18 protein-coding genes are annotated in these 17,847 nt (G+C 46.5%); 1 reads left to right on the forward strand and 17 read right to left on the reverse strand.

Annotation, left to right across the window (positions count from 1 at the left end):
• Window positions 1-72: 72 nt before the first annotated feature.
• Window positions 73-1,164, forward strand: a complete 1,092-nt coding sequence (locus tag ABIE50_RS28510) for a hypothetical protein (RefSeq protein WP_209861894.1) — start codon at window positions 73-75, stop codon at window positions 1,162-1,164.
• Window positions 1,165-1,179: 15 nt separating this feature from the next.
• On the opposite strand, the gene ABIE50_RS28515 is transcribed toward ABIE50_RS28510, so the two are convergent.
• The 17 genes from ABIE50_RS28515 to ABIE50_RS28595 form a co-directional block, all read right to left on the reverse strand.
• The gene (locus ABIE50_RS28515) at window positions 1,180-1,911 is read right to left on the reverse strand and encodes a metallophosphoesterase family protein (RefSeq protein ID WP_209861898.1); all 732 of its coding nucleotides are present in this window, start codon (window positions 1,909-1,911) and stop codon (window positions 1,180-1,182) included.
• Between the two features lie 8 nt (window positions 1,912-1,919).
• Complete coding sequence (locus tag ABIE50_RS28520) at window positions 1,920-2,465, reverse strand: 2OG-Fe(II) oxygenase (protein ID WP_209861900.1); 546 nt, start codon at window positions 2,463-2,465, stop codon at window positions 1,920-1,922.
• 4 nt (window positions 2,466-2,469) lie between these two features.
• Window positions 2,470-3,159, reverse strand: a complete 690-nt coding sequence (locus tag ABIE50_RS28525; protein WP_209861913.1) for an NUDIX hydrolase — start codon at window positions 3,157-3,159, stop codon at window positions 2,470-2,472.
• Window positions 3,160-3,405: 246 nt separating this feature from the next.
• Window positions 3,406-4,071 carry a Rossmann-fold NAD(P)-binding domain-containing protein gene (locus tag ABIE50_RS28530; RefSeq protein WP_209861917.1) on the reverse strand — a complete coding sequence of 222 codons (666 nt, stop codon included), beginning with the start codon at window positions 4,069-4,071 and terminating at the stop codon, window positions 3,406-3,408.
• A gap of 94 nt (window positions 4,072-4,165) precedes the next feature.
• Window positions 4,166-5,551 carry an undecaprenyl-phosphate glucose phosphotransferase gene (locus ABIE50_RS28535; protein ID WP_142686445.1) on the reverse strand — a complete coding sequence of 462 codons (1,386 nt, stop codon included), beginning with the start codon at window positions 5,549-5,551 and terminating at the stop codon, window positions 4,166-4,168.
• 30 nt (window positions 5,552-5,581) lie between these two features.
• Complete coding sequence (locus ABIE50_RS28540; RefSeq protein WP_209861919.1) at window positions 5,582-6,817, reverse strand: WcaI family glycosyltransferase; 1,236 nt, start codon at window positions 6,815-6,817, stop codon at window positions 5,582-5,584.
• 15 nt (window positions 6,818-6,832) lie between these two features.
• Window positions 6,833-7,309: a hypothetical protein gene (locus ABIE50_RS28545; RefSeq protein ID WP_354028215.1), complete on the reverse strand. Its 477-nt coding sequence runs from the start codon at window positions 7,307-7,309 to the stop codon at window positions 6,833-6,835.
• Entirely contained in the window at window positions 7,281-8,267 is a 987-nt protein-coding gene (locus ABIE50_RS28550; RefSeq protein WP_354028216.1) for a capsule assembly Wzi family protein, read from the reverse strand. Before ABIE50_RS28550 ends, ABIE50_RS28545 begins: the two co-directional genes overlap by 29 nt.
• The gene (locus ABIE50_RS28555) at window positions 8,264-8,845 is read right to left on the reverse strand and encodes a WcaF family extracellular polysaccharide biosynthesis acetyltransferase (RefSeq protein WP_209861926.1); all 582 of its coding nucleotides are present in this window, start codon (window positions 8,843-8,845) and stop codon (window positions 8,264-8,266) included. Before ABIE50_RS28555 ends, ABIE50_RS28550 begins: the two co-directional genes overlap by 4 nt.
• Window positions 8,846-8,851: 6 nt before the next feature.
• The gene (locus ABIE50_RS28560; RefSeq protein WP_209861927.1) at window positions 8,852-9,757 is read right to left on the reverse strand and encodes a glycosyltransferase family 2 protein; all 906 of its coding nucleotides are present in this window, start codon (window positions 9,755-9,757) and stop codon (window positions 8,852-8,854) included.
• Window positions 9,758-10,888 (reverse strand): XrtY-associated glycosyltransferase XYAG1, encoded by a 1,131-nt coding sequence (locus ABIE50_RS28565; RefSeq protein WP_209861930.1) that lies wholly within the window; start codon window positions 10,886-10,888, stop codon window positions 9,758-9,760.
• A 9-nt stretch (window positions 10,889-10,897) separates the two neighbouring features.
• Entirely contained in the window at window positions 10,898-11,974 is a 1,077-nt protein-coding gene (locus ABIE50_RS28570) for a glycosyltransferase (protein WP_209861932.1), read from the reverse strand.
• Entirely contained in the window at window positions 11,971-13,329 is a 1,359-nt protein-coding gene (locus tag ABIE50_RS28575) for a hypothetical protein (RefSeq protein WP_209861935.1), read from the reverse strand. Before ABIE50_RS28575 ends, ABIE50_RS28570 begins: the two co-directional genes overlap by 4 nt.
• A gap of 3 nt (window positions 13,330-13,332) precedes the next feature.
• Window positions 13,333-14,259: a glycosyltransferase family protein gene (locus ABIE50_RS28580; protein ID WP_209861937.1), complete on the reverse strand. Its 927-nt coding sequence runs from the start codon at window positions 14,257-14,259 to the stop codon at window positions 13,333-13,335.
• Window positions 14,260-14,270: 11 nt separating this feature from the next.
• Window positions 14,271-15,416, reverse strand: a complete 1,146-nt coding sequence (locus tag ABIE50_RS28585) for a glycosyltransferase family 4 protein (protein ID WP_209861940.1) — start codon at window positions 15,414-15,416, stop codon at window positions 14,271-14,273.
• A gap of 18 nt (window positions 15,417-15,434) precedes the next feature.
• Window positions 15,435-16,700, reverse strand: a complete 1,266-nt coding sequence (locus ABIE50_RS28590; RefSeq protein WP_142686435.1) for an O-antigen ligase family protein — start codon at window positions 16,698-16,700, stop codon at window positions 15,435-15,437.
• Window positions 16,693-17,847, reverse strand: a complete 1,155-nt coding sequence (locus ABIE50_RS28595; RefSeq protein WP_209861942.1) for a glycosyltransferase family 4 protein — start codon at window positions 17,845-17,847, stop codon at window positions 16,693-16,695. The genes ABIE50_RS28590 and ABIE50_RS28595 overlap by 8 nt, the downstream gene beginning before the upstream one ends.

A 17,847-nucleotide genomic window follows, 5' to 3' on the forward strand; every position in this document is an offset into this window, starting at 1 on the left:
GGGCTTTTTTTTGTGTGAAATTTTTTACACCTTTGGATGATATTTGTAACCTGACTTTTATTATCCCTTATCATGAAAAGATTCTTTTTGTTAACTTCCTTTTGCTGTTTTACAACGATGATGAGTAATGCGCAGATCCTTAACCAGACTACATTACAGAGTGGTGCTAATTTTAATATAGATGGAATTGGCCGGGCGGGCATGTTCACGACTTCCCGTATAACCGGCGCCGGGCTTGGTTCAGGCCACTATATGTTAATGCAGAGCAATCTTTATCGGTGGGGCCTGGGAACCACCAATGTAGAAAGTGGCACTAACCTCCAGGGCAGTGATTTTGCATTATTTGCTTATAATAATGATGGGAGCCTCAAGACAAGGTATCTGACTGTTATGAGGAGTAATGGGTTTACAGGGGTTAATACAGCTTCTCCTACGGCTCAATTGCATGTTTCCGGTTTACCTGCCGCCGAAGGGGCCGAGCCAATACCACTGGCCAAATTTACTTACACTAATGTTGCTGAAACAGAAGCCGTACTCCGTTTTTCTAATGCCACTTATCAGACAGGCGCCTATATCCCGAGCATCATTGGCCGGTCCTATAGCCCTGGGAGGCCATATGGCATTTCTTTGAACGGAGAGGCTGAAGATGTTGCTCCTTCGGCATTGGAGCCATATTCCGCTGCTGTTATGTTAGATGGAAGAAGTAAAACCAATACAAAGCTTTCAAACGCCAACGTCTTTGCCATTAATTCTTACGGCACATCGTTACTTATGATCAAAGCCAATGGTAACGTAGGCATCGGCACCACTGCTCCCGGCACCAACAAGCTCGCTGTAGAAGGCACTATTGCAGCCAGAAGGGTTAAAGTAACACAAGCTACCACCTGGCCCGATTATGTTTTTGAGGAAAACTACCCATTGCTATCTCTCCAGAAAACCGAAGCTTTCATCCGGGAAAACAAACATTTACCGGAAGTTCCTTCCGCAAAAGAAGTGACTGAAAATGGCCAGGACCTGGGAGATATGAACGCTATACTCCTGAAAAAAGTGGAAGAGCTCACCTTACATCTGATCTCCATGCAAAAAGAAATAGCGGAGGTAAAAGCTACCAATAAAATATTGACAGATGAGTTAAAAACAGTTCGTACAGCTTTAGGCCAATAAATTAAAAGGCCGGGATCATGGATTCCGGCCATTCTCCCCCGGGTACAGCAAATACACCGCATCACTCTGCCACACCTCCTTTGTATCCACATTCATCGCGGAAATTTTGCCTCTAAAAGCGGCCCCGGTGTCGATATTATGTACGTTGCAGGCGATCATGGGGAGCTCCTGCCCATAATTAAGGCTGGGCGTATGACCAATATAGATCTCTTTAAACTGCAGCAGTCTTTTCGGGTAAAACTTTGAATCCCTGGGTATACTGCGATCCATCGCCAGGGCAAGTTCCCAGAGGCTCCGGTCCCAGTAAAGCATAGGCTCAAACCTTTCATGGGCAGGGCCATGCGTGGATGTAAAGCCTGCATGTATGTACAACCTGTTCTGGTCATCAATGTAGTACATAAGCATGCGGTTCAGGAACTGGCGATGGCATTCCAGCGCCTCAGGCGATAGTTTATTGAAGCTCTCCACGGTGGCTTTGCCACCGTTACGCTGCCAGGAAGCTTCCGGCATTATGCCATTCAGCCAGGACTCGCACCAGGCGTCGTGGTTTCCTTTGATAAAAATGCAGTGGTATTGCGATTCCAGTTCCATGAGCCAGGAAATCACTTCGGCTGACTCCGACCATCCATCCACATAGTCTCCTAAAAAAATCAATGTATCGGTTGTTTTCGGCGCGATACGCTCTACCAGCTGTTTCAAGGCCTTCAGCGCACCGTGTATGTCACCTATTACGTAGGTTGCGGGCATGTTTTGTTTTATTTGTACATAATATCTGTACGAAGCACATATTTCACACCGGCGGTAAGCAGGGAACCTTCATGCCGCAGCGGATGATGAAATACCAGGGCAGTACCGGTTTCTGGCCGGATAACCTCGCCGGAGGCAAAAATGGTTTCTCCGCCGGTATATGCTTCGTTCAGGTAAATCATAAAAGTATACTGGCTGGCTTCAAAACGGTTCCGCTCAAAACTGCCGTCCTTATGCATTTTAAAGCGCTGGCCCGTGCTGTATTTGTAAAAACGGAACAATTCATTTACTCCTGAGGCGTTCCTGTTATCTTTTCCTTCAGGGGCAAAATTTTTCAGCCTTTCCCAGATAAAGGTAGCATAAGCCTGGTCCTTATACAAGACCCGCTCATTATTCCGTACGCCTTTTATCATACGTTGTACGCCTCCGCCCACGTCTACAGTGGCTTCTTCATAACCTATTGCCTCGCTCTTTTCTATGAGGGCGGCGCATTCCTCTGTGCTGAAAAAATCTTTGATGATAAAGATCTCCGGGGCGTAGGTGATTTTTTCCATAACATCAGGTTTCGTTGGGAACATTGATCTGGAAACTATTTTTTTTCAGTTGTTTATTGAACTTATACAGTTCGGGATGCCTGTTCTTTAATCCCTCGCGTTTCAGACCAGTATTGATCACATAAGCGGCATCCAGTATTTTCCGGCGGAAATTGCGGCGGTCAATAGTGGTTTGCAGGATACATTCATAGAGCTCATGCAGCTCCGTAATGGTAAACAGCTCATCCAGCAGCTCAAATCCAACAGGATCATACTGTATCTTTGACCGCAGCCTCTGGAGCGCCTGCTTGAAAATATGTTTATGATCAAAACCCAGGGCAGGCATTTTCCTTACATTGAACCACTTTACGTCGTTGGCCATACTACCCGCTGCCACGCTGAATTTAGCAGGATTAATAAGCGCGTAATATCCTACTGCGATAACCCGCCCGCGTGGGTCCCTGCCTACCGCATCAAAAGAATAAAGCTGTTCCAGGAATACTTCTTTCATACCCAACTTGGTTTGCAGGATACGATAACAGGTATCCAGGAAGGTTTCTTCCATTTGCAGGAAACCGCCCGGTAAGGTCCAGCAGTCCTTAAAAGGCTCCTCCTTACGGTTCAGCAGCAATACCGACAGGGTATTGTCGTGGTAACCAAATACCACCAGGTCTATCGCCAGCGAAGGGTTCTTATACTCGTGGAACGGCTTCATATATTGTTTGCGTCAATTTAACGTGAAGTAAAGGATTTTTGGGGAGATAACCTAATAAAGTTGTCTTATGAGCAGATAAAACAAAAAGGCGGCGCCTGAGCACCGCCTTTTTTTATTTGGACCCGGGATAGGAATATTCCAGTCATCTCATAACCTACAACTGTTACACTGTTAAAGTAACAAGATGCAAATATACATCCCTTAGGCTATATAAAGTGAACTGCTATCCCCCAGGTTACCAGTATTTTACGGATGATGAGCCAAAGCCACAATATCCTTTACTTCCAATACTGTCCTGGGGTACCCATAACGGGTAACGTTGATCATGGCCTGTCCCACCTCCGCCAGGGTGCATACCCATTGTGGAAATACACGCCTGAAAAAAGGATAGGCCCAGCCTATATACTTGTAATATTTGCTGGTATTCTTCAATCCTTCCGTAGACCGCATAAAACCGGGTCTGAACATATACACCGCCTTAAACGGCTGTTTCTGCAAATCATTCTCCGTTTTACCTTTTACCCGCGCCCACATGATCCGTCCTTTCTCTGAGCTATCTGTACCCGCGCCGGATACAAAGCAAAAGGTCATATCTGAATTAAGGGCAGCCAGTGTACGGGCTACCTCCATCGTGATATCGTAAGTGACACGTTTATAGGCATCCTCTTTCATACCCACGGAAGAAACACCCAGGCAGAAGTAACAGGCGTTATAGCCATGCAGCTTCGTGGCGATGGGTAACATATCATTAAAGTTCTCATGAATGATTTCCTTCAACTTAGGATGTTGTACCCCGCAGGGCTTACGGTTAATGACCAGCACCTCCTTTACATCCGGATGCTGTAAACATTCATGTAACACCCCTTCCCCTACCATTCCGGTACTTCCTGTAATGATGGCTCTTATCTCCATAGGAATAATTTATATCAAGATAATCCTAATTTAGATCTTTGCCGGATATCTGCAAAATATCTACCAGGTTATCATTTACATAAACCATACCTGTTCAAAACGCATTTTCATCTCCTTTGATCGTATTCCGGATCGTTAAAAAAATAATCCTCAGATCAAGATATACCGACCAGTTTTCCATATACCAGATATCATGTTCTATCCTTCTGCGCAGATGCGATTCCTCTGTAATTTCCCCACGCAGGCCGCATACCTGCGCCCATCCCGTAATACCCGGCTTCAAAAAATGACGGATCATATACTGCTGGATTACCCTTGAAAATTCTTCGGTATGCCGGAGCATATGAGGCCGGGGACCTACTATAGACATATCGCCCATAAATACATTCAGAAATTGAGGCATTTCATCGAGATTGGTTTTCCGGAGGATACGCCCTATCCTTGTAAACCGGCTATCGTGCCGCGTGGCTTGCTTCGCATTCGCTTCATCGTTCACATACATGCTCCGTAGCTTCAGGCAGGGGAAATTCATATTATTCCGGCCCGTACGGTACTGTATAAAAAATACCGGCCCTTTGGATTCCAGCTTGATCAGCAGCGCCAGTAAAGGGATCAGCCAGGTAAGAATAAAAACAATCACAAGGCCGCTGAAAATAATATCAAACACCCGCTTACGGATGCGGTTGGCAATATCATCCAACGGTTCGGAGCGTAATGAAATAATAGGAATATTATTGAAGTAATCCACAAAGATCTGCCTGTTTACAAACAGTTTGAAATCCGGAACAAAACGGAAGTGGATCAAATTCAGCTCTGCTTCCCTTGCCAGTGTATACAGGTAAGGAAATTTTTCGGGAGATAATGTGGAATATATTTCACGGATGTTGTTAGACTGTGCATAGGGCACACAGGCTTCCAGGTTGCCGATCACCGGGTAGTAAGACAGCTCATGTACATTACTGTACTCCTCAAAATAGCCTTCAAATTTCAGGTTGCTGTTATCTTCTATCAACTGGTCGGCCAGTTGTTTGGAAAGATCGTTATACCCCAGGATCACCACTTTCTTTTCCACCCCGCTCCTTCGCAGGATGTGACGGGTCACCTTGTAAAAAAGCCAGCGCCCCAGCAATACCATGCAAAGAAAACTGGTACAATAACTCAGGATAAACAACCGGGAATATAACTGCTTTGTCAGGAACAACGACAATAACAGCAACAGCAGGTATAGCGCTATGCTCTGTATGGTTTTACGGGCAATACGGTCAAACGACAACTGCTGGCTGAGAAAATAGATACCGGTAGTGTACAGGGCGGCCAGCCAGGAAAGGTTTGATACCACAAGGAAAATATCCACATCAATGTCCTGCATACGGTCGTACCGCTGCAACCAGGAACTGGTTAAGAAAAACAATACATTCAGCCAGATAAAATCCAGCACAATCAACTGGATACTGCAAATTTTGAGATACCGGTTCAGCATAAAATAGAATATGGTTGATCAATAAAAACGCTACGCCACCTGTTCTTCAAAGCGCGTCATCACTCCTGAAATTGAAAGGTGGCCGGTGGCAAATTCGCGGGCATTTCTTGCAATGTCTGCTGTGTTTCCCCACACCGCCTTGCCTATGCCCGCCTGCAGGGCTTCCTGGTCTTCCGCATTTACCAGGATGCCCATTTGATAACGGCTAACCAGGTCATACAACCCGGTGCCTTCATTGGCCGTGATCAGGGCAATACCCCCCACTGCCAGTATGGTTGTTAACTTTGATGGCATCACAAGATCGCTGGCATGTGCCTTTTGTATAACGAGATGCACATCGGCCATGTTCAGGAAACGGTTAAACTCTGCAAGCGGTTGCAACGGGAAAAAGATCGTGTTCTTTAACTGCAGTTCCGCAGCGAGCTGCTCCAGCTTCTCTTTATAAGGCCCTGACCCGCAGATCAGGAATTTCATTTCCTTCCGGTGCTGCCATGCAGCGGCTGCGTGCAACAGGGCTTCCAGCCCCTGCTTTTCCCCGATAGCTCCTGAGTACAGCACAATTTTATCAGTAGGCGAAAAGCCAAACGACTGCTTTAACATATCCCTCTCCGTTAGTGGATGAAACTGCGTTACATCTACCCAGTTAGGAAAATAAAATACTTCCCTTCCGGCTTTGTCACTGATTTTCCGGATCATACCATCTGCAATACTGCTCACATGATCTGCCTGTCGCAGGATTATCTTCTCCAGCTTCAGCAGCCCGTTGATAAGCCCCCGGGAGCGGATCATTTGTAAGTCGCGCGCAGCTTCAATCTGCAGGTCCTGCACATGATACACAAAGCTGGCCCCTCTCAGCTTTTTATAAAGTACCGCCAGCAGCCCCAGGTGGAAGGGAGGCGCTACGGTAATAACAATATCATACTTCTTTTTCCACACCAGCTGCATTATCTTAATAAACGCAGCAGCAGCAAAAGAAGCATCCTGCAGCATCCTTTTTTTCCCGGAAGGCTCCGCCGGTACATACTGCGGACAACGGTACACAGTGAATGTTCCCTTTCCCTGCGGATGCACTTCCTTTTTGAACCAGTTCTTTGACCGTTCATAAGGCGGTTGCACCTGCCATTGCGGATAGTAAGGATAAGTTGTAACTACCGTACAGTCGTACCCGTTATTAGCCAGCCAACTGATCATCTCCCCGTTATACTTGCCTATACCCGTTGGCTCTGGTGAGAAATTGCCGCCTATCAGTAATATTCGTTTACCCATATACGTTATTTTTAATTATTTCCGCCAGTTCCATAATACACCCATCATAAACCCCACGTTATCGGACAATTGCCCCTGATCCACTGCCACTGAAGCTTTCAGGGACAGCCCCTGCGCGGTTACCTGGTACTGGAACTCCTGTAATGCATACCATTGCCGTTTCATGGGTTTAAAAAGTACGGTGTTGGTGTAGGTCCCATAATTCTGGGTGTAGGTAATTAATGTTCTGCCGGTAATTTTTTTGGGGAGATGATAAAGCGCCCCAATATGCACTCCCATGATACGGTTATTAATGATGTTTCCTCCTTTTGCCCGCAGTGAATCTTTTGGGGCATCCCAGTTGAATGGCTTCATGGAAGGGAAATAATGCTGCCCACGGTCCCTGTCAATAAACAGCGGTGTACCGATCACCCGCTCATGATAATCCCAACCTGTAAGATAAACCCCGTTATTGTAGTAGCTTTCACGCTGATGAAGCGGGAAAAAAATCATTCATTTGTTTGGTGTAGATAAACTCAGTTGTGATCTTTTGCAGCCAACCCCCTGTTTGCTTGTTAATATAAACAATGCCAAGGAGTCGGTCGATGTTACGGATATCTATTCCCTGCCCGGATTCAAACGGTGTTTGATTATACATACGAAGCAACAGCCGCTCATTCTCCCATTCAATACCTCCTTCTACTATACCCCGGTGATCGCCGGGCCTGTTAGGCTGTATATCAGTAGTGCCCACTGTACCATCATCTTTTGTTTTTACCAGCAGCACATCCATAAATCCCTGCCAGTCGGCGGTGATCCTGGGCAGGTCTTTCCTGTTCCCGCCCCATACGGCGTAATGCTGGATACCTCCAAATACCTTTAGTTTTCTTTTACCTATGCGGAGATAAAAATTCTTTTCGTGCAACCAGGCTTTTTTGATATACTGATCGTTTCCCATCCAACCATGGCTGATAAGCCCTTTAAACTGCAGCCACCCGTTTGTGTATGGAATATTGGTATAGTCTGTTACGGCAATACCAACTTTAGGTATAGGAAGCGCATTTCCACTGATACCCATAGAACCGCTGCTGAGATCTTTATCTGTTTCCCCTATGATCTCCTCATATCGCCCGGCCCTGATTTCCCAGTGCCGGTAACCGGCTTTCACATACCCTTGTTCGATAAATGTTTGATGGAACTGGTCATTGTTATAAACATCCAGACCATATCTTATATAGAAATCATCCTTCCATACGTGCCGGTTGCTGAAACCTATATGTGTGGATACATCGCCTTTCCGGTCGCTGATGGTACCAAAATGATTCGCCATGAGCCAGAGCGGTTGGTAGTCCTTTGATGCAATAGTACCGGTAAGGCCAGCGTGCACCTCCAGTGAATCCGCTATGTGGGTTTGTGCCCATGCGGTTGCACAACCACCTGTTAACGCGATATATAACCACCACTTTTTCATATAGCCGCCGTATTTAATAAGGTTACCGCATGCGCATTAATTTCCCGCTTGCGTACGGACATAGCAGGATTACCGGAATAAATCTGCCAGGGCTGCAAATCCTTTGAGGCTACACTGTTCACAGTAAGCACTGCATGGCTTCCACAGGTTACACCGGCGCAAACCACTGCCATGGCGCCAATCCATGCGCCGTTATCAATATGAATTGCACCCAGGCGATAGGGAAAGTCGGCCTGCTTATAGTCATGGTTACCTGTCAGCAGCAAGGCTCCCTGGGAGAGGCAAACATGATTGCCCAGCGTTACCGGGGCCAGGTTATCAATCCATACTGATTCTCCTATCCAGCAATGATCGCCTACGCTGAGTAACCAGGGGTACTTGATCCTCACCTTGGTCTTTATAACGAAGCCTTTACCTATACGGGCGCCAAACAGCCTCAGCAGCCTGCTTTTGAAGCCATAAGGCCAGGGAAAAGCACTGTTAAAAATATAATAGTTACAAAAGTACCATAACAGCACTTTCCACTTTGGGCCGGCATAATAATCGCCGGTATTAAATGCAGCAAGATTAGTGGTCATGTGACATCAGATATGAATGTTATAGTCTTGTTTCAACAACGCCATAATATCTTCCCTGCTTTCATTTCCATCCAGTTTCTGCTGGAATTCCTGCACGTTAACGTCTACGAGTAAACGATACCAGTATCCCTGCATAAAATGAAAAAGGAAACCCTTATACCCGTCAAGGAAACCCACCCGTACTACATAGCGGAACAGGAAATACAGCGAGGCGCGCATTCCCGGCGACATGGCCGCATAAACTTTTTCTTTCAGGAAGCGCTTGCGCTTTGCCTGCGTACCATTGGCCCGCAGCAGTCTTTCATCGGTTTGCCAGAAACCATAACGGATATTCAGCAGGTCTACCATTTCACGGATAGCGTAATTATTGTGTTTGTTTACCCACCAGTGAATGGAGTTCAGGTTATCATCTACAATATGCTCTTTAAACAGCATCGTAGCGCCGTTGGACAATACAATATGTTCATCCATCCAGCGCTGCTCGATGCTGCCTACCCCATTGCGCCATATCCGCAAAAGGGTATGCGGGTAGAAACCGCCGAAGCGGATCCATTTACCTTTGAATAACACCTTACGGCGTATATATATTCCCGTTATATCATCCGGCACTTTGTCTATACGTTGCTGGATCTCTTTTACCAGCCCGGGTTCCAGGTATTCATCCGCATCCATGCGCATTACCCACGGCGCTTCAATACCACAATGGTCCAACGCCCATTGAAACTGGTTGGCATAATTGATCCATTTCCGCTGAAAAACCTTTGCTCCATACTTCTCTGCTATTGCCACTGTATCATCTGTAGAAAAAGCATCGATTACATACAGCTCATCCGTTATTTGCCGGAGGTTATCCAGGCAGCGCGCCAGGTGCAACGATTCATTAAAAGTGAGTATAACTACCGCTATCTTCATCTAACTACATTTTTCATACAATGCTACATAAGACGATGCCAGTGTGGCATCATTGAAATCATTACGGATCTGTACAGGTGCAGAAGAGGTGATGCGTTGCCGTTGCTCCTTTTCCCGGTAAGCGGTGGTGAGCTTTGCTGCGATCATCTCCACACTATCAATTCCTGTGATCCAGCCCAGGCCATGCTGCTGCACATATGCCGCCAGTCCTACCTGGTCGCTGATCAGCACCGGCGTACCCGCGTACAGGGACTCAATCACCACGATGGCGAAATTTTCATTCCGCGAGGTAAGTGCAAAAAGGTCGGTGGCAGCGAGGAAATGAAATTTATCCTCACTGCCTTTCCAACCTACCCATTCGACGCTGTTATCCATATTAAGCGAAGCAATTAATTCCTTCAGTTCAGACACGTAAGCCGCATCGCCGCTACCTGCAATCTGCAGGCGATAAGGGAACGACACGTTAGCCAAAGCGCGGATCAGCAGGTCCAATCCCTTCTTTGGATCTACCCTTGAAAGAAAACTGATGGTAAACACTTCGTTCTCCTTCCGTATAAAACTTCCTTCCGGTAAATCCACCAGATTGAATACCTGCCCGCCTTCCCATTGACTGTTCACCTGCCGGCATTCCTTCCACTCCAGCTCCGACGATACATGGAGGTAAGTACTCTTTAATAACCGTTTACCCATTACCGTATGTAATAACTTCTTCTTCCTGTTGTTGCGTGCTGTAAGCACATAGTCACAGAACATACCATGTGGCGACAATACCGGTTTCAGGTTCTTCCATTTACAGATAAACGAAGCTCCCATTACAAGAAAATTCCACCAGGAATGTATGTGCACTTTATCAAACCGGCCGGCATTGGACCACACAGCCTTCCACAATGCAGGCGACACATGCGTATGATCACCGGTGATCCTTTTGAAATAGGTGACCTTTACCCCGTCTACCGTCACTGTGCTGTTAGCTGCTATATCCAGTTCCTTCACGCCGTTGGCCGTAGTGGTATACACTTCCACCTGGTGCCCCATTAACACCAGCTGCTCTGCCAGCCGTGCAATTACCACAATAGGGCCTCCATATACATAGGCCGGCTTGTAGGAAGGAACAATAAAAAGTATCTTCATAAACGAGCTTTATTTATTCATTGCATCCAAAGAGTGAAAAGCATTATCCACCATAGCCGTCATGGTAAGATGCGCTCCTACAAATTGTTTCGCATGTTGCCCAAGCCTGCTGATCTCCTCATCCGACAGCTGATCCAGCGTATACAAACACTCTTCCATGTTGTCGAAGATCAGTCCGTTGTAACCATCCCGGATATAGCTGTACTCCACACATTGCAACACTTCTTCACTCCGCTTAAATGTACATACCGGCTTGCCGTAAGCCATTGCTTCTACAACCGACAGGCCCACCCATCCCGGCTGGAAATACAGGTCGGCGATACCAAATAATTCCTGTTTGATAGTAGCGTCATACACAGCCCCGAAATCATGCACATGTGGATAACCACTGAAGTCGGGTTTATATTTACCGGCACCGATTATGATAAAGCCATACTGTTCAGGATCGGTTTCCTGCATCAGTTTTTCCAGCAGATCTATACGGCGACCGGTTTCATTAAACCTTGCACAATAGATCAACACACGTTTGGAACGGATCTTATACTTTTCACGAAGCGCTGCTTTATCGGGCACTTCCCGTTGTATAATCTTCTCTACTTCTGAAATAGTATTATTCAGGGCCACTGCTTTTAAGCCGGGCATTTCCTGTTGCCACAGGGCCATTTCCTTCGGCGTATAAAACCAGGTGGCATCTGCCAGCCGGATCATCCATTTCAACAGGCGACTGGGCCGCTGTTCTTCCTGTACATACCGCTTCACAGATATGCCATGGCCCCAGAGGATGATTTTCTGCCTCAGCAGGGGCTTCAGCAGCAGGATCATCCAGGTGGAAAGATGCGCGAAGTTGAGCATCAGCACCAGTATCTTATAATCCTTCCTGAAAAAGCGCAGCGGGTTATATAACACAAACGGGCCTACGTTAAAAGAAGGCAATTGCTTCACCACGGTATTACCCGCTGAAAGATTTTGTTGTTTAATGGCATCCGCCTGATCGTAGCAGTACAGATCGAAAGGCGCCTGCTCATGGAGCCGGTTAAAAAAATGCTCGCGGTAATGTGGTACCAATGGTTGCAGAATAGCAATCATACCAATACATTTTTATGTGCATGAATAATACTGCTCACATCATAACCGTAAATCATGCGCCGGCCTTCATGGATGGAATCAAATGCCACTACATTCCCGTCCCGCTTCCAGCGCGGATGCAGATCACAGTGCAGGCCACTGCGTGTAAAGGCCATCTGCTCCAGGGAAAAAGCTTTTAACACAGCCTCTTCCACACCGGCCAGCAAAGGATGCGACTGTTGCAGGTCTGGTTTATCATCGATCATTCGGTAAGTGCCGAGGTCAATTTTCTGCTGTGTGCTGAACTGGAAAAGAAACAATGTGCGTATTCCCTGCTGGTTGGGATAAGTATCACAGATCATCCAGTCGCGGTCTGCGGGGCAAAACATCGGATGCCCGTCTTCCGTAATAATATCTTTTGCCAGCATAGCCGGCGCCGCGTTATCCACATCTTCCAGTAACAACCAGTTAAAGGGCGCTACCGCTTTTGCACCTTTTTCCCTGGTATATAGCAATTTCTTCAGCATTTTCTTCCCACCGGCAATTAGCCCGGAAGGCATCATTTTATACAGGAGCGACCCACGCAATTTTTCAATGTTACTGCCGGTTCTGCCCCAGATGGCAATATGCGAATCATCCTTCCAGTCGAAATGGCTAAGAAATCCTGTAGCCAGACATTTCAGATCGCTGCCATCTATTCCTATGGTCATGAGCCGGGTAGTTTCTCCCCCGTCTTTCAACTTATAGCGATGGAGAAATGCAAGCCGCTGCTGAGAAGGATTCAACAAAAGGTGCGTAATATAATGATGCTGCCCCAACGCAGGATTCATTTTATAGTTGGCCGCAGCAGCGATAGACAGCAGCAAGGTTTGTTCACCTGTGTATACGTTGTGTTTTACAATACCGGAAGTATCCGGCGCGTGCATATGTGCATACTTATCAGGAAGACCGGTATATCCGTATCCACCTACGCGGTACAACCGCGCATAGTCGATGCCAAAGGCAATCCCATCATCCGTGATCACATGAGCCGGCTGATGCAATACGCTTACACATTTACCTGCATTCGCATCATAGATCCGTGAGCCCCATACCTCGTCTACACGGTCGTTCACGATAAAGGTATCCGTATCGCCGATCCATTGCTGCCGGGCGCCCTGCGGATAATTGTAGGCATAGGTATCCCCCATTTTCCTGAACTGTTGGGCTGCATCAAAATAGCCAACTCCGCAGGGAATACGGGGATCCGGAGGAACGGTGATATCGGGTGTTTGCAATGCAAGCAATTTATCACCTGCGGCATTCCAGGCTACCAGGTCATGAAAACCAAAAAAGAAATGCCCTGTTCCTGCTGATAAAATAAATTCCTGCTGCATATATTAATGTGTTGTGATGAAAGATGATTTACCCAGGCACTTTTCCTTTCTAAGTAAAAAAGCCTGATCATGAATTTTATTATCAATCCGCCTGATGACATCATCTTCAGATAAATAAAAACCTGTAACGCCCTGCAACATTTTCAGAAGCTCGGTTTTCACGATATCCCTGGCCATAAACTCAGCGCTGATGCGGTTACCGGAAAGACTTTTAATTTTTTGATGAAGAAAACTTTTACGGTAAAGTTTCACTTGTGTGGCATTGATGTTATACAACTGGATACCCGCCTGCCAGTCCATCCATTTGAATTCAGCCACGCCGCTGCCTTCCGTATATGGCGTAGACAAAATGAAACGGTGCCAGGGAACGCGCAGCGCATCAGCCAGGATAGCGCCGTGCATGGCTTCCGCAATCACATACTCTGATGCAGCAATTTCCTGTAGCGTATACTCCACCCCTTTTTCAGACCTCGGTGAGATATAGTTAAAACCCAGTTTTTTACAGAGTGCTTCCCAGTCGAAAAAGGGCACTGATTTAAAGTAAGGGATCACGCTCACCTTATGTTTCTTCGTCACCCTCGTGAACTTGTCGAACTCCGGCAACTGGCGGATGGCATAAGCAGCATCTGCGATATAGGGGAACTGGTTGTTAAAAGCATAAGCCGACAGCGGCCCACGGAGGAAACGGATATCCCAGCTGCTGTTAAGACTAAACGTTTGATAAGAAGGCCGTACACCTGTACCAAACACAATTTTGCTTTTATCCGGTATATCCCTGAATAACGGGGATCCGTCGAACAGGATAGAGCCAATACCCAGGAACACTTCCGGGTCGCTACTGCTGCCTTCTCCAAAAAGTTTGGGCCACAGCCATCCGTTCAGGTCATCGCCGAAATTTCCTTTTGGATCCTTGTAATAAACATAGTTCACGTTGTTGTCATTTACAGGTTAGCAATACGTAATAGTTTTACTGCATCATTACTGTTAATCCATGTTGTAAAATCAATGGCCCGTCGTTCCCAGCTGTGAGCTTCACTGTTCACTGTTCCCGGCTCCAGTCTTCCATTGGCCAGCTTGCTGATCAATACTGCCAGCGATGCCGGTGCGTTGTTATTGAAATAATATCCCTGCTCACCAAATATCTCCAGCGGCTCCCCGATAGCGCAGGTAAACACCGGTTTCTCAAATGGCAGGTACATATAAATTTTACTCGGGCAACGGGCCCAATCCTGCACGGTATCATTCAACGGGGAAATAAAGGCATCGGCAGCTGTAAACCAGGAGCTCAGCTCTTCTTCCGGCGCATAGCCCAGGAACTCTACCTGTGCCTCCAGCTGTTTCTCTTTTACATAAGCTTTTGCATCTGCCATATGACGTCCCTGACCCAGCAGCAGCAACACCACATCCTTTCTCTCCTTACTTACCATTTCCATTGCCTGCAACATGGTGAACAGGCCATAGTTACGGGTGAGCGTTCCCATGTAAATCAGCATTGTTTTACTATGATAGGTGTCCTGTATGTCCTGCAGGCGGATCCGGGGAGATTCGATCACCTCGTTGTTAAATGCATAGGGAGAGTATAACACCGGCAACTGCTTACGGAACAATTGCGCAGCTCTTTTCGCATAGGTGTTACAAAGATACCTGCTGGCACACAGCAATCCATCTGCATATAACACCGACCAATACTCCAGCGCCAGCATGGCCAGTTTACGCATCCCCTTATTATCAGGAATACCTGAAGGCAATTCAGAATGTTCTATAAGTATTTTAGGCTTTACTGTGAGTTTACTTTTGGAGATACGATTGCGGAAACTGAAGGAACAAAATAACACATAGTCCGGCGCCACCTGGTTTACCAGCTCTGTTTTAACGCGTACCTCTTCTGATGCAGTGCCTGGCTGATAATAATATACCTTCACCGCTTCACTGCATTCCATGGCTATACGCTTGCGGTTCTCTTCACTGTCCTGCGCAATAATGGACACTTCCCAACCCTGCGCCATGAGCGGTCCGGCCATGCCTATGGCCCTTTTCATAGTGGCAATGAACTTAATATCCCCTAGTGTGATGAAGCATATTTTCATAGCTGATGTTTTTACCGTTTATATTTTTCCTCCGGGAGATAGCATACCGGTTGTTTCCATAGTTTGGAGTGTAATTTCTTCTGTATCCACTTCTTCCTTAAAATCATAATACGCACGCAGCAATATTGCACCAATCGCAGGTATATTAAATCTTAGCTGCTGGATGGGAGAAAAGAGAAAGGTCCATATTACACCGATCGTCATCAATACCAGCACCGGGTATAAAGCAGTATCGGCGGCATTACGGATCATGTAAAAGCCCATTCTCAACAGGAGTATAAACACCATGAGCACCGCTGCAAACCCACCCACTCCGCAGTTTACCCAGGCGCCCAGCAGGATAGAGTGACTGGGGATCAGGTGATCTGTTGAAGTAGCCAGCTGCTCATTCATCTCTTCATTCTGGTATAGTAACAGGATACGGTAATACTTCAGGTTATCATCTTTTGCCCAGGAACCGTGGCCAAATAAGGGTTCATCACTGATGGCTGCCAGGGCTGCGAATGTTTCACCTCTTCCCGTCATTAGCAACGCCAGCGGATTATAAGGGTTATCGAGCCGGTCTATTTGTTCAGAAGCATGGTCTCCGCCAATCTCATGATTCATGACGGCATTTACATAACATACATAAGCAAACTGGAAAAGAACAGCGCCCGCAATACCAAACACCAGGAGCCTGTCGCGGGTAAGGTACATACCGCTGTTAAAGCAATAGATAATGATAGCGCCAATGAAAAAGACCATTCCTGTAGAACGGGAATCCCGCGCAAAGCACAAGAGGCTGTATCCTAACAGTAACGCCAGTACGGCTTTCCATTGCCCTCTCCTATATAACAGGAATGAACAGATGTACACTGCATATGAAAGGATGGGCACCATCTTAAATTTGAAATACGACATATCCGTGTCTGCATTCTCATCTGTCCAGATAATATTTTTAATAAGGGTCAGGCAAAGGAAAAAGAAGATCGCTTTATCATCTTCCAAAGTTTTAAACAGAAAAATAAAAGAGAGTATAGACATTACAATGGCTGCCCATCCGCGCATAAAATTCTCGGAAGAACTATGCACTACAAACAGATCAGTAACCGCCTGGCATACAAACAGCGCTACCAGTGCAAAAATGATCTTGCGGAACATGGGATAAGCTTTAAAATCCCGCAGGTCAAATACAAAGGGAGCAGATAGCAGCACCATGATCTCATTGAGCTTCAACTGTCCTACCATGGCTACATTTACGCCACTCAGCAATGTATACAGCGCTATTTTGATCCGGTTAAACATAGGCAGGCATTTTACCGCGCACAGCGTAATGAACAATTTGTTGTAACCGCTGCCGGTTTACATCCATGCTATATTCCTGCAAAAAATCCTCCCGTAACCGGGCGCCTTTATCTGTTTCGGGATCAAACCGAAGTAACGATTGCTTAAACGCCTGTGGTTCATCAGATACAATAAAGTGATGGCTTTTCACTCCTTCCACCCCTTTGCGGGTACTGATAATGGGCGTGCTGAGTGCCATGGCTTCCAGGCATTTGAGGCGTGTGCCGCTGCCATGTACCAGCGGAATGATCACCGCGCTCGCCACAGAAATATACCATTTCACATCGTCTACTTTTCCAAAGGCTACGATATTGCGATACTCTTCTTTACCGGTAAGCTGTTTCAGCGCTTCCTTTGATCCCCTGCCAACCAGCCACAGGTCGTACTTACTTGCCAGTTCGTCGTCCCATACATTTTCGATGAACCATTTCAAACCAGCAAAATTCATATATACGCCGAAGTTAGCCGTCATTACCAGCACCCGTTGCTGCTTTTTCCCGGAGAAGTGATAGTCTTTTTCATCAAGGAAGTTAGGAATGGTAAAAACTTTCTGCTTTGGCAGGAAGCGTGTATGATAGGCATTATCATCATCGCTAACTACCAGCACTGCAGCCGCTTTATTAAAGTACATGCGCTCATGCAGCTTTTCCATACTGAACAGCTGCCACTTACGCAGCTTATCTACCAGGCCCTTGGAAGGCAGCTGCCAAGTGATCATTGGTTGTGCATTGTGAGTGCCCAAAATAACCGGGATCTGCTTTTGCCGGAAATAGGAGATATAATGTCCAACATAGCCATAGTCCAATATTGCAGCTGCCAATGGATACTCCCGGCACACTTCTTCAAAAATGTTCATCACTGTGGCAGAGCGTTGAAAATATTGCTTACCGGTGATGCGGGTGAGCAGATCGAATGGTTTTGTTTCATAGGTATAAAAAGTAACATTTGGGAGATGGTATTTCTGTAAGTCTACCTTCTCCACGTTCCTCACCACGGCAATCACCTCATAGCCCAGCTGCGATAAAGCTTTGATCAGGTAATAGCTCCTGATCCTTTCTCCCCCGTTTTGCGGAAAAGGAGATATGTCTGTGAAGAAAAGAATGTTCAT

The organism is Chitinophaga sp. OAE865 (assembly GCF_040546735.1).
GTDB lineage: Bacteria > Bacteroidota > Bacteroidia > Chitinophagales > Chitinophagaceae > Chitinophaga > Chitinophaga polysaccharea_A.

Coding starts and splice junctions, on each gene's coding strand:
- ABIE50_RS28570 (WP_209861932.1), bottom strand. CDS start 11,974: ATGATTGCTATTCTGCAACCATTGGTACCACATTACCGCGAGCATTTT.
- ABIE50_RS28555 (WP_209861926.1), bottom strand. CDS start 8,845: ATGACCACTAATCTTGCTGCATTTAATACCGGCGATTATTATGCCGGC.
- ABIE50_RS28575 (WP_209861935.1), bottom strand. CDS start 13,329: ATGCAGCAGGAATTTATTTTATCAGCAGGAACAGGGCATTTCTTTTTT.
- ABIE50_RS28545 (WP_354028215.1), bottom strand. CDS start 7,309: ATGATTTTTTTCCCGCTTCATCAGCGTGAAAGCTACTACAATAACGGG.
- ABIE50_RS28530 (WP_209861917.1), bottom strand. CDS start 4,071: ATGGAGATAAGAGCCATCATTACAGGAAGTACCGGAATGGTAGGGGAA.
- ABIE50_RS28540 (WP_209861919.1), bottom strand. CDS start 6,817: ATGGGTAAACGAATATTACTGATAGGCGGCAATTTCTCACCAGAGCCA.
- ABIE50_RS28550 (WP_354028216.1), bottom strand. CDS start 8,267: ATGAAAAAGTGGTGGTTATATATCGCGTTAACAGGTGGTTGTGCAACC.
- ABIE50_RS28535 (WP_142686445.1), bottom strand. CDS start 5,551: ATGCTGAACCGGTATCTCAAAATTTGCAGTATCCAGTTGATTGTGCTG.
- ABIE50_RS28560 (WP_209861927.1), bottom strand. CDS start 9,757: ATGAAGATAGCGGTAGTTATACTCACTTTTAATGAATCGTTGCACCTG.
- ABIE50_RS28585 (WP_209861940.1), bottom strand. CDS start 15,416: ATGAAAATATGCTTCATCACACTAGGGGATATTAAGTTCATTGCCACT.
- ABIE50_RS28520 (WP_209861900.1), bottom strand. CDS start 2,465: ATGGAAAAAATCACCTACGCCCCGGAGATCTTTATCATCAAAGATTTT.
- ABIE50_RS28515 (WP_209861898.1), bottom strand. CDS start 1,911: ATGCCCGCAACCTACGTAATAGGTGACATACACGGTGCGCTGAAGGCC.
- ABIE50_RS28595 (WP_209861942.1), bottom strand. CDS start 17,847: ATGAACATTCTTTTCTTCACAGACATATCTCCTTTTCCGCAAAACGGG.
- ABIE50_RS28510 (WP_209861894.1), top strand. CDS start 73: ATGAAAAGATTCTTTTTGTTAACTTCCTTTTGCTGTTTTACAACGATG.
- ABIE50_RS28590 (WP_142686435.1), bottom strand. CDS start 16,700: ATGTTTAACCGGATCAAAATAGCGCTGTATACATTGCTGAGTGGCGTA.
- ABIE50_RS28525 (WP_209861913.1), bottom strand. CDS start 3,159: ATGAAGCCGTTCCACGAGTATAAGAACCCTTCGCTGGCGATAGACCTG.
- ABIE50_RS28565 (WP_209861930.1), bottom strand. CDS start 10,888: ATGAAGATACTTTTTATTGTTCCTTCCTACAAGCCGGCCTATGTATAT.